Genomic DNA, 15004 nt, shown 5'->3' with positions numbered 1-15004 from the left:
GCCGGCCCTTTATGCAAAGCCTACCCGGAAAGGTCGGCGATCAACTGTTTCACCAGTCTTATGGATTCGGGATGGCGCAACACCAGGATGTCCGCGCCCGCCAGCAGCAGCGCCACCGCGGTGACCGTCTCCCACATGATGCCGCGCTTCTCCGCGTCGCCCCACTCGGGGTACTCCTCCTCGGGGCTCTTGGCCTCCTTGGTCTTCCAGGCCTGGAAACCGATGTTGGCCAGCATGGGCATCTGGGTCATGGAATCGTCCTGGAAGAGGCCGGCTATCTTCAACCGCTCCATCACCGAGTAGGTGTACTCCAGGCCGTATCCCAGGGCTCCGGTGGTGGGGTCGATGACCAGCTTCTCCGCCTCCATGCCCAGGTTGGTGAGGAGGATGTTCAGCTGCTTGGCCAGGTTGACGTCGATGGGGGTCATGCCGGCTACCGTCTGCTTGTACCCGATGGCCGGCGCCCCGACCTTCTTGAAGTTGTCCTCCTTGGCGGGACCTATCAGCAGGTTCCTTCCCTCGGCCTTGGTGGCCACCACCCTGGCTATCTCTGCGTCCTTCTCCAGGTCCTCCGTACCGTAGACGATCACGGGGGCCTTCACCGCTTCCTCCACCTTTAGCACCGTCTCCGCCGCCTGGTCCGCGGGGGCGTTGGTGGCCTTGGGGTCGGTGGAGGTGAGCAGGAGGAAGATGGCGTCGGCGCCCCATTCCTCCACCGCCTTCTTCGCCCAGGCGACGGGGTCGCTCTTCACCTCGCCCAGGGCTTTCTCCAGCGCCGGCACCAGCTCGCCCACCTCGTCCATAACCTCGGCGGCCACCATTGGCTTGTTGGGCATCTCGCCCTCCCAGAGGTAGAAGGGCAGGCAGGATTCTCCTCCCACCTTCCTGGCCTTGTCGCCACTACCGAGCTCTACCTCGCGGATCTTGCCCTTGGCCGTTTCCGTCGGTAGATTGAACGCCATTTCCATTCTCCTTTCCGATGTCCCTTTACCGCCTTTTCTATATTATTCCTCTCGTGACGGGCGGACTTTGTCGTCCGTCATTCCAGCCCGTGCTGCATCCTGCAGGCGCGCAGGGCGTTCTTCATTAGCATGCGGTTGGTCACCGAGCCCACGCCGCCGGGCACGGGCGTGATGGCCTTGGTCATGTCCTTGACAGCGTCGAAGGAGACGTCTCCCACCGTCTTGGTCTTGGGCTTTCCCTTCTCGTTGAGCACGGGCTCGCCCTTCTCATCCAGCACCTTGACGCGGTTGATGCCCACGTCGACCACGATGGCGCCCTCCTTCACCTGGTCGGGACCGATGAGGTCGGCCTTCCCCGCGGCGACGATGAGGATGTCGGCGCCCTTGGTATGCTTTTCCAGGTTGCCCTTCATGCTGGTGAAGACATGGCACACGGTGGTGGTGGCGTTGCGGTTGAGCATGAGGAAGGCCACCGGCTTTCCCACGATGTTGGAGTGGCCCACCACCACTATCTCCGCCCCCTCGTAGAAGTCCTTGGGATCCATCTTCTCGTACTCGCGGGCGTAGCGGTCGAGGATCTCCACCACCGCCGAGGGGGTCGCTGGCGGGAAGGTGGGCTCGCCCAGCGCCAGCTTGCCCATGTTGAAGGGGTGGAAGCAGTCGATATCCTTGTTCACGTCGATGGAATTGATAACCGCGCTGTCCGAGATGTGCTCGGGAAAGGGGCGCAGGGGAAGGATGCCGCTCACCGCCTTGTCGGCGTTGAGCCGCTTCACGATCTCCACCACCTCTTCCTCGCTCACGTCGGCGGGCGGGTTCTCGTTGATGTAGTTGAAGCCCGCCTCCTCGCAGAACTTCTCCACCTGCCCGCGGTACATGCGCGCCCCGAAATCGTCCCCCACCAGGAGGGTGGCGATGCCGGGGGTGATGCCCTTTGCCTTGAGGGCTTCAGTCTCGGCAACGATCTCCTTCATCAGCTCATCGCCGATCGCGACACAATCGATGACCACCGTCATATGCCTCGCTCCTTTCCCTTTCCCGATCCTTGGCGGACTCGAACGCCTTTCCCTCTAACACCTGCCGGCGCGCTGTACCTTCACCGTCGCGAGGCCCGTTCCCGCACGAATCCCTGCAGCGGCCTTCCCGCGGCCGGCGGCGCCGTGCCTCATCCCAGCTTTTCGTAGGTAAGCTTCACCACGCGGTCCCGCAGGAGCGCCGCCTCCTCGAGGATCTCCTGCACACGCGACCATTTCGCCTCCGCGAAGTCGCGGTCCTCGATGCTGTTGACGTTGATCTTCACGTTGAGCGCCGCGCTCTGCGCCGCCGCCTCGGCCAGGAGCGCCGCCACGCCGGCGTCGCTCACCGCCCCCACGTTGCCGATCTCCGCCGCCGTCAGCGATATGCGCGCCACCTCGAGACATTTCTCGGCGATCTCGAAGGGCACCTCGGTGGCGGTCTTCAGGGCTTTCTGGATGCTCGCCGCACGCGCCGCCTTCTCCTCCTCGCTCTCGCGTGGCATCTTGTAAGCGGCGGAGACCTCCGCGTAGACCTCGGTGTCCTTCTGGATGAGTCCCTGCAGCTCGTCTCGGAGTTTTTCGGATGACTTGAGGAGCTCCTCCACCTGGTCCTGCACGTCCGCGTACTTCTCCTTGCCCAGGGTGAGGTTGCCTACCATGGAGACCAGAGCGGCTCCCAGCGCTCCCGTGAGGGCGGAAACGGCGCCGCCGCCCGGCTCCGGTGACCTGGAGGCGAGCCTGTCCAGAAATACGATCATGGGCTTTTCCACGTACATCGTCAGACCTCCCCGGTCCAAAACCTGATTATCTCACCAATTCCCCTGCAATTCCACCTCTTTTCCGGCAAATACCACCAGCGCATTATCGCGCCCGTCATCAACCCCGCCTGCCACTCCCCTTGACGTAGCGCTCCAGGATCTCATCAACTGCGACACGGGCCGGGCTGTCGGGGGGAAGGGAGACGATGGCCTTCCCTTCCTCGTCCAGGGCGCTTACCAGCGGGTCCTCGGGGACCGTGCCGGCTACCTCCAGGTTGCTCTCGTCGGCGATGGCGCGCAGGTTCTCGGGCAGCCCGTCCCTTACCCGGGAGACCACTAGGGCCACGCGGCGGATGTCCAGCTTGAGCTCGCGCGCCAGGTCGCGGATGCGCAGGGCGGTCCTGATCCCGCGCACGGTGGGATCGGAGGCGATGAACATCACGTCCACACCCCGGGTGGTGCGCCGCGAGAGATGCTCCATGCCCGCCTCGTTGTCCATGACCACGTACTCGTACTGGTCGGTCATGATGTCCAGGTAGCGCCGGAAGATGTTGTTGAGGTAGCAGTAGCAACCCGGCCCCTCCGGCCTCCCCATGGAGATGAGGTCGAAGCCCTTCTCCTCCACCAGGGCCTGGCGCAGCATGGTCTCCACCCAGACCTCCTTGGACATGCCCGCCGGCATGCGCGAGACGTTTTCGGTGAGGTTCTCCCTCACCGCGCCGATGGTCTTCTCCACCTTCGTCCCCAGCGCCTGGTCGAGGTTGGCGTTGGAATCCGCGTCCACCGCGAGCACGGCCTTGCCGGTGGTACGCACCAGGTAGTCCACGGCCAGGGCCGAGAAGGTGGTCTTCCCGGTGCCGCCCTTGCCGGACACGGCGATGACGAAACCCACTCAGCCCACCTCCCCTCCCGCGGCCGCTTCCCTGGCCCAACGCTGCTCGTCGCGGTAGCTCTCCAGCCTTTCGCGCACCGAGGGAAAGGCGTCCAGGTCGGTATGGGGAAAGAAGAGGGCCGACAGGTAATGCTCCATGAAGGCCGGGTTCATGGAGAGCTCGAGATAGGTCATCTGGCGGGCGATCTCGTTGGCCTTGTTGAGCATGTCCTTGGAGAGCGCGGCGAGGTGAGCCCCCAGGAGGGACCCATTGCCCACGAATTTCATCTTGTCGTACCCGATGTCCGGCAACAAGCCGATGGTCACCGCCTTGTCCACCTCCAGGTAGCGGCCGAAGGCCCCGGCGATGAGGAGCTCGTCGATCATGGAGACGTCCATGTCCACGGAGGAGAGGAGTATCTCTATGCCCGCGTAAACCGCCGCCTTGGCGCGCATGAGGTTGTCTATGTCCACCTCGGTGATGACGATGTCCCGCCTTGTCGCCGAGTCCTCCGCCCGCACCAGCACGTATTCGGCCCCGCTTTCCGTGGCCCGCACCCTGTCCGTGGGGAGATCGGTGTTTATCTTCCCCTTCTCGTTGATGATGCCGGTGAGGAACATCTCGGAGAGGGCATCGATGAGCCCGGACCCGCAGATGCCGATGGGCTTGCGGTGGCCCACGGTGATGATCATGGGCTCGTAGTTCACCTTGTTGATGCGCACCTGCTCGATGGCCCCGCGGGTTGCCCGCATGCCGTGCTTGACGCCGCCCCCCTCGAAGGCAGGTCCCGCCGAGCAGGAGCAGGAGAGCATCCATTCGCGGTTTCCCAGGACCATCTCACCGTTGGTGCCGATGTCGATATACAGGGTGAGCTTGTCGGAGTTGAAGATACCCGCGGCGAGCATACCGGCGACGATATCCCCGCCCACGTAAGATGCCACGCAGGGTATAGCGTAAAGATAGACCCCCGCCGCGATGCGCAGCCCGATGTCGCTGCACTTTATCCAGGGGAAGAAGGTCGCCGAGGGGATGTAGGGTTCCTCGCGTATATAGCGGGGATTGAGGCCCAGGAGGAGGTGGGTCATGGTGGTGTTCCCGGAAACCACCAGGTGGGTGATGTCGCAGTACTCTATCCCCGCCTGTTCCACCAGGCTCTTGATGAGGTTCCAGATGGTGCCCACCACCACCGATTGCAGCTTGGCCAGCCCCGTGCCGCGCGTGGCGTAGATTATGCGGGTGATGACGTCCTCGCCGAAGGCCACCTGCGCGTTGTAGTCGGAAGCCCGGGCGGTGACCTCGCCCGTCTGCAGGTCGATGAGCTCGGCGGATATGGTGGTGGTCCCCACGTCGATGGCGATCGCGGACTGGCGCCCGGAGGTGTCTCCCTGCTCGATGCGCACGGCTCGCAGTTCCTCCCCGCTGTCCAGGACGGTCACGGTTATGTCCCAGTCGCTCTGCCGCAGCATGTTTGGAAGGCGCTGCAGCACCGGGTAATCGATGACCACGTCGCGCAGTCCAGCCTCCACGGATAACCCACGCTTCACCCTCTCGGCGTCGCTCACGTTGTCGTCGAGTGTCGGTTCCGCGAGGACCAGGTGTATCTTGCGCGTGGAGGGATTGAGCTCCCAGTGGGGGAGCCGCTTCTCCCAGTCGGCCGCGGAGAGCAGGTGGCCGTGCGCCGGCTCCGGCTCCTTGCGCTCGAAGATCCTCCTGTCCCCGATGCGCGACTCGATGGGGACGTTTACCTTCAGGTCGGAGAGGACGCTGGTCTGGCAGGCCAGTGCGTATCCCCTCGAGATGTCCTCCTCGGAGAGCTTTGGGTTGGGTTCCCGCTCCACCTCCCCTTCCTCGATCAAGACGCGGCACTTGCCGCATGAACCGGAACCGCCGCAGGAGGCGTTCACGTGCACGTCGGCGTCCATGGCCGCCTTGAGGAGGTTCTCGCCCCTGGGAACCACGATGTAGCGGTTATCAGGCAGAAACAGGACCCGGCAGCTCTCTTGCAAGGCTCGACCTCCCAGGGATCGACTTACCTTTCTTGTAGATGCCCCGGTCCCGAGGACCGGGGCATCCTTCTCCCTTCATCACCGATACGCGGAAATCACTCTCAGAACAGTCCCATGGTCCTGCCGTTCTCGTCGATGTCCACGTCAACCGCCGCCGGGCGGCTGGGAAGCCCGGGCATAGTGCGCATGGCGCCGCACAGCGGGTAGAGGAAACCGGCGCCGATGGAAGGCCTGATATCCACCACCGGCAGGCGGAAGCCCTTGGGCGCGCCCTTCAGGTTGGGGTCATGGGAGAGCGACAGGTGGGTCTTGGCCATGCAGATGGGGAGCTTGTCGTAGCCCGCCTCGGTGTACTGCTTGATCTTCTGCTCCGCCAGGGGGCTGTAGTCCACCCCGTCCGCGCCGTAGATCTTGGTGGCGATGGCCTCGATCTTCTCCTTGATGGACCAGTCCAGCTCGTAGAGGAACTTGAAGTCCTTGGGCTGCTCGCATGCCTCCACGATGGCCTGGGCGGCCTCCTTGCCGCCCTCGCCGCCCTTGGCCCAGACCTCGATGGGCACGCAGGCCACCACGCCGGCGCCCTCGGCCAGCTTCTTCACCAGCTCTATCTCCTTGTCGGTGTCCGTCACGCGCCTGTTGATGGTCACCACCACCGGCACGCCGAAGAGCTTCATGTTCTCGATCTGCTTGATGAGGTTGCTCGCGCCTTCCTCGAGGGCGGGCATGTTCTCCTTCTTCACCAGCTCCTCGTCGAGGGGCTTGCCGGGACGGGCCTCGAAGGCGCCGCCGTGCATCTTGAGAGCGCGGATGGTGGTGGTGATGACCACGCAATCCGGGGTGACGCCCGAGTAGCGGCACTTGATGTTCATCATCTTCTCCGCCCCCATGTCGGCACCGAAACCGGACTCCGTGACCACGTAATCGGCGCACTTCAGGGCCACCAGGTCGGCCACGATGGAATTGTTCCCGTGCGCGATGTTGGCGAAGGGGCCGGCGTGCATGATGCAGGGGTTATGCTCCAGGGTCTGTATGAGGTTGGGCTTGAGGGCCTCCTTGAGGAGAACGGTCATGGCGCCGGCGGCCTTGAGGTCCTCCGCGGTCACCGGCTTGCCTTCGTAGGTATAGGCGACCACGATGCGCCCCAGCCGCTCCCTGAGGTCCTTAAGGCTGGTAGCCAGGGCCAGGATGGCCATGACCTCCGAGGCCACGGTGATGTCGTACCCGGTCTGGCGGGGATAGCCGTTCTCCCTGCCGCCGAGGCCGATGACGATGTCGCGCAGGGCGCGGTCGCTGATGTCCACCACCCTCCTCCAGGAAATGGTGAGGGGGTCGATGTTCAGGGGGTTGCCCAGGAGGATGCTGGTGTCGATCATCGCCGCCAGCAGGTTGTTGGCCGCTCCCACGGCGTGGATGTCCCCGGTGAAATGGAGGTTGAGGTCCTCCATGGGCACCACCTGCGAGTAACCGCCTCCCGCCGCGCCTCCCTTGATGCCGAACACCGGCCCCAGGGAAGGCTCACGCAGCGTGAGGCAGACGTTCTTGCCGATCTTGGCCAGGGATTCGGTCATGCCGATGGAGGTGACCGTCTTGCCCTCGCCCAGGGGGGTTGGGGTGATGGCGGTGACGTCGATATACTTCCCGTTGGGGCGGTCCTTCAGCCTCTCCAGGACCTGCTCGAAGTTGATCTTCGCCTTGTATTTGCCGTACAGCTCGATCTCGTCCTCCTCCAGCCCCATCTTCCTGGCGATCTCCACGATGGGGAGGAGCTCTGCCGCTTGAGCGATCTCCAGGTCACTCGGAACCATGCTGCAACTCCTTTCCTCTTCTCTCAAGTGACGGGCTCTTCGAAAACATGCCCTCGCTTTCTTTCCGGCTCCCGCACCGGATTTAGGGCATATATTTAACCGAAGGCTCTCAGCCTGCTCGGCCTGGAGTCCCCGGTGAGTCCTCATCGCGGATTTGCGGTGTCCCCGGCCTCCGCCGGCGCACCGAGGGTATTATATCCGCTGTGAACGGCCATTGCAAGGCAAAGCTTGCTCTGCTCGGCGCCGGGTGTTGTGCGCCCGACCCTTACATGAGGTACGTGCAGGAAAAGCGACCCCGCATCGTGATGCGGTGTCGTGAAAAATCCGTGTTTCATGCACTGGGACCAGGGCGCTGCACGGCGTCGTCCCCAAGTGGGGAGAGAAGATAAACGGAAGGTTCATACGGAAGGTTAAAAAGCAACGGCCTTGTGTCCGGTCGCTCTAATCTGCGAGACATGCATCACCCGAGGCAGCAAGTCGTTCTTGTAAGCCAGCGGTCTCGATCGTCCGGAAGTGACCGTCACGTTCAGTACAACGAGCCACCCGCCGGGGCCGCCCGCCACTCCTTCCCGGGTTGTGCCCACATCAGCCCTGGGTTATGGTGGGAGCCTCCCTTTCCTCTTCCCCTTCAGAGCCCTCGTAGTAGATATCCTCCCTCTCCAGGATATCGGCCGGGTAAGAGCCTACCATCTCCCATCCCAGCCTCAGGTCCTCGGGAAGAGAGGAGGCTAACATCTCTGCCTGCTCCGGTGGAAGCCCTGCCTTCAAAACGGCGACCACTGCCCTTACCACGGCGTCCGCCTGTCGCACGGATTCCAGGCCCGCCGCCTCCTTCACCTTTTTCAGGAACTCCTCCCGCAGCATGGCCACCACCCCTTTCAATCCGATCCCTGCACCACTTCCCTTTGTTTCCCTCGTAACATTATTCCCCTTCCTTCCATCTATAATCATCGTCAAGGGAAGGGCGATGGATTAGGGGGCAGGGGCTGCTTCCGGACAGTCGGGAGGATCCCGTAGGGTATCCCTTCCGTTCATACCCCGGAATGGCCGCGCAGGAACGGTGCGATAACGACACGTCGATGCCCCTGAAGCCCGCCCCCTCCCCGGCAGATTCCTGTGAGCGGCATAAAGGCGTTCTCCGGCCCGGACGTGCATTGCCCTCTGTTTTACCCCTGCCGCCCCGCATCGCCGGTCGCCCGCGACCCTTCCTGCCCTTCGAAGACCGCCTCAGAAATTGGCTGGGTGATTCTTCCAGTGTTCCGCTATCGCCTGGGCGACCCGGGACTCGTGGCCGAAAAGGAAGTGATCCGCGCCTTCCAGGAGGACGAGCTCTCCTCCCAGCCTCGCGGTGAGCTCCCGCAGCTTCTCCTCCCCCGCGAACTGATCGCGGCTCCCCGCCACCACCAGCACCGCCGGCAGCGCGGAGGGGGATATTGCTTCAAGAAAATGGAAGAAATCGAACCCCACCATGGGCGGGCTCACCAGCGCCAGCCGGCGGCACCGCCCCTCCTGCAGCGCCCATCTCAGCCCCACCCATGACCCGAAGGACCATCCGGCCAGGGAAAGGTCCTCCGCGTCCACCTCTTCCCTCTCCCGCAGGTAGTTGTAAGCGCCCTGGACGTCCTCCGTCTCCCGCAACCCCCCGGAGGACTCTCCCGTGCTGCGCCCCACCCCCCGGAAATTGAAGCGCAGGCACGCCCAGCCCTGCTCGCAGAGCGTCCGGGATATCACCTGCAGAAGGGAGACGTGCATGGAGCCCCCGCCGAGGGGGTGGGGGTGGCAGAGGATGCAGGCCGGGTGCGGCCCTTTCCCGTCGGGCATCTCGAGGATCCCCTCCAGCCTTATATGCTCGACGCTGTCGGCGTAGAAGGCCACCTCTTCCCGGAACATCCGCTCTCACCCCCCTTTCTCGCGCGGGCCCATCCCCGCCCCGGTAAACGGCGCCGCACCCGCGGGACGCGGGACCCGCCCCATCGCCTCCGGCGTCTCCTTCCCCCGTGCCGTCCGTGAACGGGCATCTCGTTCCCCGCTTCGTACTCCTTCCCTGGAGATCAAGCTTACAATAGATACAGCCCCGGGAGAATCGTGTTTTTTGATATATTGGAGATGCCGGTGCGCGGGGAGGCGTCGCTTTCCCCTCGCGGTAAGCCCGTTCGACAAGAGGGAGTTGCACATGGATTACGACGTCATCGTGATAGGCGGTGGGTACGCGGGGCTCTCCGCGGGAGCCCTGCTCTCCCACAAGGGGTACCGGGTACTGCTGCTGGAGGGGGCGCGTTCCCTGGGGGGCAGGGCCGGGTACATTGAGCGTGACGGCTATACGGTCGAGTACGGGTTGCATGCCAACCGCTTCGCCTCGCAGGGAGCCGCGGCGGCGGTCTTCCGCCGTCTCGGCCGCGAGTTGCGCTTCCTCGAGCAGGGCGAGCCGGAGCTCTACACCGGGGGGGAGTTCCGCCCGCTCCCCAACAACGTGGGAAAGATACTGCGCTCTCCCTTGCTGCCTTTTTCCGCCAAGCTCAGCGCCGTCCGCTACCTGCTGAAGCTGGTGCTGGGAGATCCCGCGCGCAAGTACGGTATCTCCCTGGAGGAGATGACCTCGCGCTGCCGCTCCGCGGAAACGCTGGAGCTCCTGCGCGTCCTCTCGGGTATCGGCATCATCGCTCCCGACCTGCGCCAGGCATCCGCGGGTGAGATGGCCGCCTTCCTGAAGAAGGCCCTGCGCGCCAAGGTGAAGGTGGGATACCCGGAGGGCGGCACGCGCCAGATAATCGAGGGCCTGCGGGAGGAGCTGGAGAAGAACGGCCAGGTGATGACCTCATCCAGGGTCACGCGCCTCACGGTGCGCAAGGGGATCGTGGGGCAGGTGAAGACGGAGGCGGCCACCTACGCGGCGCGGGCGGTCATCAGCGCCATACCCGTGCAGGAAGTCCCCAATCTCTTCGGGGGCAAGGACCTCCCCATCAAGTTCGTGAAGAAGGCGAAGGAACTCGTGCCCACGGCGGGGATCGCCCTCGACGTGGGGCTCAAGGAGAAGGTCAGCGACAAGAGCGGACTTTTGGTGACCTCCGACCCGCTGACCATGGGGCAGTTCACCTCCAACATCGACCCCGGCATGGCGCCGGAGGGAAGGCAGCTCCTCTCCTGGTATTACCCCCTCCCCTACGGCTGGATGAAGAACGGCGAGAAGGTGGGCCGCGAGGAGGATCGCCTGCGCGGCCTGCTGCGGGAGATGTTTCCCGGTATATGGGAGGTGGTGGATTGGGAGCGTGCCATGCACCTGCACATGGTGGACGGCTTCCTGCCCCGTCCCGGCCAGGGCCGGGATGAACGGCCCGGCTTCACCATCCCCTCCATCGACAATTTCTTCCTCTGCGGGGACACCACCTGCGCCGAGGGCACGGGCGGCGACACCGCCTTCAACTCCGCCATGCGGGTCGCGGACCTCGTGCACGATTACCTCGAGGGAACCTCCGGGGAGAAGGACGACGAGGGATGAGAGCGCGGCGAGCTGCGCGGGGGCTTCCGGAAGGAGGTGTGGAACATGAAGAGGCATCCCGACCTGGCGAACGCCGACGACAGCGTGCTGGTGGTCATCGATCCCCAGGAGAAGCTGGTGCGCATGATACACGACCGCGAGGAGGTGACGGGCGCCATCTCGCGCCTGCTGCGCTTCGCCTCCATATTCCGTTTGCCGGTGATCCTCACCGAACACTACCCACAGGGACTCGGCTACACGGTGGACGAGATAAAGGCGGACCTGCCCTCCTATGATCCCGTCGTCAAGCGCATCTTCAGTTGCTTCGGGGTCCCGGAATTCTCCGACGCCGTCAGGGGAACGGGCCGCAGGCGGCTGCTGGTCTGCGGCATCGAGACGCATATCTGCGTGTGCCAGACGGTCCTCGACGCCCTGCACCGGGGCTACCAGGTGCAGGTGATCGCCGACGCCACGGGCACCCGCAAGCCGCTGGACCATGCCGTGGCCCTCGAGAGGATGCGCCGGGCCGGCGCCACGGTGACCACCTCGGAAGCCCTCATCTACGAGGTTACCTACCGGGCGGACGGCGAGGAGTTCAAGCGGGTACTGGACCTGGTGAAATGAACCGCACGAGGTTCGCCTACACGGGAGGCGGGTGCGCGCTGGGCCTCTTCTTGCTGGCCATGGGATGGGCATTTGGTAATTTCTACCTGGTCGTGCTGGGAAGCATGTTCATCGTCTCCGCGCTGGCCACCCTGACCATGCCCCGCCCGTGAGCACGGGGCCCGCGAGGAGGCGAAAGCCTCTCCTCCTCCCCGGCGGCGCAAGGGTGGTACAATGGCTTCCTGCCGGGCACCGCTCCAGCGAGCCCCTTCCGGGCAAGGGGAGAGCCTCGCGGAGCGGAGCTGATTACGGCGGCCGGTAAGCGGCGGCCCCGCATGTCATGGAAGGTCGCGGGGGCGGGAATCCCTCCGGAGTGGGTTCTCCACGCTACCCGTGGACGGGGAAAAGGCGGGGATCCGGGGGAAAGGTGCGCGGGCGGGATGCACGGACAGTTTGTCGGGACGACGGATCAGGGAAGATGAACGGAGCGACGGAAAACGACCTCCCGCGGGATCATTACCCCGCTCTCATCCTTACCGGGGAACGCACCCTCCCCGGCATCAGGGAGGAGAACTACTGGTTCCAGCGCCACCTGGTGGCCTACCGCTTCCTCCTCCCCCTCGCGGCCGGCAAGCGCGTGCTGGACCTGGGGAGCGGCGAGGGTTACGGGACGGACCTGCTGGCCTCGGTGGCACTGGAGGCGGTGGGAGTGGACCTGGCCCCGGAGGCCGTATACCACGCCCGCCGCACCTACCGGCGGCCAAACCTGCGCTTCCTCTACGGGGACATCTACGAAACCGGCCTGGAAGAAGCCTCCTTCGACCTGGTCTGCTCCCTGCAGGTGGTGGAACACCTGCACCGGCCCGAGCGCTTCATGGAGGAGGCCCGCAGGGTGCTCAGGCCGGGGGGGCTGTGCGTGATCACCACGCCCAATCGTCTCATCATCTCCCCCGGCAGGGAATCGCCGCTGAACCCCTTCCACATCCGTGAATACGATTACCGGGAATTCCTCGCCTTCATGCAGAGCTTCTACCCACGCGTGGAGGTGAAGGGGATATTCCATGCGCGCCTGCTGCGACTTCACGACCTCCTCTTGCGGCGCAACTTTTCCCAGTACTGCCTGGAATTGCCGCCGCGACGGGAGCGCTTCTTCTACCGCCCCCTCTTCATCCCCCTCCTGCGCACAGGGGATTTCAAGGTCCGCGAGGAGGGCCTGGAGGGCGCCCTGGACTTCATCGGCATGGGATGGAAAGAGCTACCAGGAGACGGCGGCGGCCATGGGTGAAGCTAACATCGCCCTCCTGCTCCACACCCACATGCCCTACGTGCGGCGCAACGTCGACTGGCCCGTGGGGGAGCAGTGGATCCTCGAGGCCTGGGCGGAGTGTTACATCCCCGTATGGGACATCGTGGCCGATATGAGCGAGGGGAGCCTGCCCGGGAAGCTGGCCATGACCGTGACGCCGGTGCTCTGCGAGCAACTCACCGACCCCCACCTGCAGCGCCGCTTCGACGATTACCTGGACAACCGCATCCGCCAGGCGGAAGGAGAGATCGCGCGCCTGCGCGACATGGGAGAGGAGGCGCGGAGCGCGCTGGCCTCCTTCTACCGCGACAGGTTGCGCGAGCTGCGGGACCTCTACCGGGAGCGCTTCCGCCACCGCATGCTGGAAACGCTGCGCGAGGGCATGGAGGCCGGGGTGCTGGAGGTGCTCGCCAGCTCCGCCACCCACGCCCACCTTCCCCTCCTGCCCTGCGAGACATGTCGCAGGGCGCAGGTGGCGGTGGGCCTGGAGAGCTACCGCCGCGCCTTCGGGCGGGAACCGCGCGGCTTCTGGCTGCCTGAATGCGCCTACACCCCCGACCTGGACGGGCTGCTGCGGCGCTTCTCGCCCCCCATCTCCTACGTGGTCCTCGACTTCTCCGCCGCGGAGGGGGATCCGCTGGACAACGCGACCTGGCGACCCCGCCGGCTCGGATCCACGCCCCTGGTGGCCCTGCTGCGCGACCCGCTGGCGCACCGCCTGGTCTGGGCGGAGGACGGCTACCCCTCGGGGGGGAGCTACAGGGACTACTCCAAGAAGGACCACGAGGGTCACGGCTTCCAGTACTGGCGCATCACTTCCCACCAAACGCCCATCGACGACAAGGAGGTGTACGTGCCGGAGCGGGCGCTCGCGGCCGCGGAGGGAGACGCCCGGGACTTCGCGCAGCGCATCCGCGCCAGGCTGCACGAGCTCGCGGCGGAGGGAAGTGCCGGGAACGCCTCTCCCCTGGTTCTCATCGCCTACGACACGGAGCTCTTCGGCCACTGGTGGTACGAGGGGCCCTTCTGGCTGCGACACGTGCTGCGCCACCTCCACCCCCGCCTTGTCCTTCCGGGCGACCTGGCCGTGCAGGCGCACCGGGATCCGTTGCCCGCCATCGCGCCATCCGTCACCGCCTGGAACGTGGACGGTACCTTCGCCACCTGGCGGAACCCGCGCACCGCAGACATGTGGGAGGAGACGCGCCGCGCGGAGGAGGAGTTCCTCTCCCGGGTGACGCGGCGGGAGAAAGCGGGTACGGGCCGCGCCCTCGCCCAGGCGGCGCGCGAGCTGCTCATCCTGGAGGCCAGCGACTGGCCTTACATGGTCACCCGGGAGGCCGCCGCGGAATACGCCCGCCTGCGTTTCCGCTCTCACCGCGACCGCCTCTCCCTCCTGCTGAAAACGGTGGATGAGGGGGAGGAGGACGGCGATCTCCTGCGCGAGCTGGAGGAGACCGACAACCTCTTCCCCTGGCTCGAAACCAACTGCTGGAGGTGACGGGGCGGCAAACTCGCCGCCGCACGCGGAGAAGCCGGCTCACGCCGGGTTTCCCCGGGGTCGAGCCGGCCTTTTTCTTCCCGCCGGCCTTTTCCTTGTTTTTTCCGATGGAACACGGGTCCGCGTGACGGCATTGCTTCCGGCGCACGGACGTAGGCGCTCTTGCCGTGGAAATCCCTTCAGCGATCGCCAAACCGCGCGCCAACACGCGGTTGACCCCCTTGCCCGGGTTCATAAACATGGTGGACACCCCCTATACTTGCTTTGTGATAAACGAAGCAGAGCAAGGAGGTGTCCAAATGAAGGGTTCAGTTGGAACCACTACTAGTATCTACCACACCAGGCTTCCCCATCAATGGGAGTTGGAGAGAATGATGGGCGAGGTCCTCTCCAGGGAGGCCAGAAGGAGGCTGCGCTGGATAGAGCACTTTCGCAGCTGCGGAAATGCCAGGATGACCTGCCGCCACTTCGCCATCTCCCCCACCACCTTCTACAAGTGGCTGAAGAGGTACCTGAAACGGGGCCTCAGGGGACTGGAGGACCTCCCCCGCACCCCGAAAAGGAAAAGGGTCTCGGAGATCCCCTGGCAGACGATCCAGCTCATCTGCGACTTAAGGAGAGAGCACCCCGCCTGGTCCAAGCACAAGATAGCGGTGATCCTCAAGAGGGACTACGGCATCCGCCTTTCTTCCTCCAGCGT

General features: G+C 64.8%; 14 protein-coding genes. 6 read left to right on the top strand and 8 right to left on the bottom strand.

Features of this window, described 5'->3' with window-relative positions; all coding sequences use genetic code 11:
- Positions 1-20: 20 nt before the first annotated feature.
- From H5T73_01555 to H5T73_01520, 8 genes are all read right to left on the bottom strand, one after another.
- Positions 21-962 (bottom strand): acetyl-CoA decarbonylase/synthase complex subunit delta, encoded by a 942-nt coding sequence (locus tag H5T73_01555; protein ID MBC7246450.1) that lies wholly within the window; start codon positions 960-962, stop codon positions 21-23.
- Positions 963-1039: 77 nt separating this feature from the next.
- Positions 1040-1978 (bottom strand): bifunctional 5,10-methylene-tetrahydrofolate dehydrogenase/5,10-methylene-tetrahydrofolate cyclohydrolase, encoded by a 939-nt coding sequence (locus tag H5T73_01550; protein MBC7246449.1) that lies wholly within the window; start codon positions 1976-1978, stop codon positions 1040-1042.
- Between the two features lie 149 nt (positions 1979-2127).
- The gene (locus H5T73_01545; protein MBC7246448.1) at positions 2128-2754 is read right to left on the bottom strand and encodes a cyclodeaminase/cyclohydrolase family protein; all 627 of its coding nucleotides are present in this window, start codon (positions 2752-2754) and stop codon (positions 2128-2130) included.
- A 100-nt stretch (positions 2755-2854) separates the two neighbouring features.
- Positions 2855-3628 (bottom strand): AAA family ATPase, encoded by a 774-nt coding sequence (locus tag H5T73_01540; GenBank protein ID MBC7246447.1) that lies wholly within the window; start codon positions 3626-3628, stop codon positions 2855-2857.
- Positions 3629-5614, bottom strand: a complete 1986-nt coding sequence (locus tag H5T73_01535) for a DUF4445 domain-containing protein (GenBank protein ID MBC7246446.1) — start codon at positions 5612-5614, stop codon at positions 3629-3631.
- A gap of 101 nt (positions 5615-5715) precedes the next feature.
- Positions 5716-7419 (bottom strand): formate--tetrahydrofolate ligase, encoded by a 1704-nt coding sequence (locus H5T73_01530; protein ID MBC7246445.1) that lies wholly within the window; start codon positions 7417-7419, stop codon positions 5716-5718.
- Between the two features lie 585 nt (positions 7420-8004).
- Positions 8005-8301 (bottom strand): DUF2267 domain-containing protein, encoded by a 297-nt coding sequence (locus tag H5T73_01525; protein ID MBC7246444.1) that lies wholly within the window; start codon positions 8299-8301, stop codon positions 8005-8007.
- Positions 8302-8646: 345 nt separating this feature from the next.
- Entirely contained in the window at positions 8647-9309 is a 663-nt protein-coding gene (locus H5T73_01520; protein ID MBC7246443.1) for an alpha/beta fold hydrolase, read from the bottom strand.
- 283 nt (positions 9310-9592) lie between these two features.
- Between H5T73_01520 and H5T73_01515 the strand changes: the two genes are divergently transcribed.
- The 6 genes from H5T73_01515 to H5T73_01490 all read left to right on the top strand — a co-directional run.
- A complete protein-coding gene (locus tag H5T73_01515; GenBank protein ID MBC7246442.1) occupies positions 9593-10915 on the top strand; it encodes an NAD(P)/FAD-dependent oxidoreductase in 1323 nt (440 codons plus the stop codon).
- Positions 10916-10960: 45 nt separating this feature from the next.
- Positions 10961-11518, top strand: a complete 558-nt coding sequence (locus tag H5T73_01510; protein ID MBC7246441.1) for a hydrolase — start codon at positions 10961-10963, stop codon at positions 11516-11518.
- On the top strand, positions 11515-11670 hold the full coding sequence (locus H5T73_01505) for a hypothetical protein (GenBank protein MBC7246440.1): 156 nt from the start codon (positions 11515-11517) through the stop codon (positions 11668-11670). Before H5T73_01510 ends, H5T73_01505 begins: the two co-directional genes overlap by 4 nt.
- Positions 11671-11975: 305 nt before the next feature.
- Positions 11976-12782 carry a class I SAM-dependent methyltransferase gene (locus H5T73_01500; protein MBC7246439.1) on the top strand — a complete coding sequence of 269 codons (807 nt, stop codon included), beginning with the start codon at positions 11976-11978 and terminating at the stop codon, positions 12780-12782.
- Positions 12775-14304 (top strand): DUF1957 domain-containing protein, encoded by a 1530-nt coding sequence (locus tag H5T73_01495; protein MBC7246438.1) that lies wholly within the window; start codon positions 12775-12777, stop codon positions 14302-14304. Before H5T73_01500 ends, H5T73_01495 begins: the two co-directional genes overlap by 8 nt.
- A gap of 299 nt (positions 14305-14603) precedes the next feature.
- The coding region (locus H5T73_01490; GenBank protein MBC7246437.1) for a helix-turn-helix domain containing protein at positions 14604-15004 on the top strand (401 nt) is incomplete at its 3' end.

The sequence above is a fragment of the Actinomycetota bacterium genome, assembly GCA_014360655.1.
GTDB lineage: Bacteria > Actinomycetota > Geothermincolia > Geothermincolales > RBG-13-55-18 > JACIXC01.
Note: the sequence above shows the minus strand (reverse complement) of the source record. Positions and strands in the feature narration are given on the sequence as shown.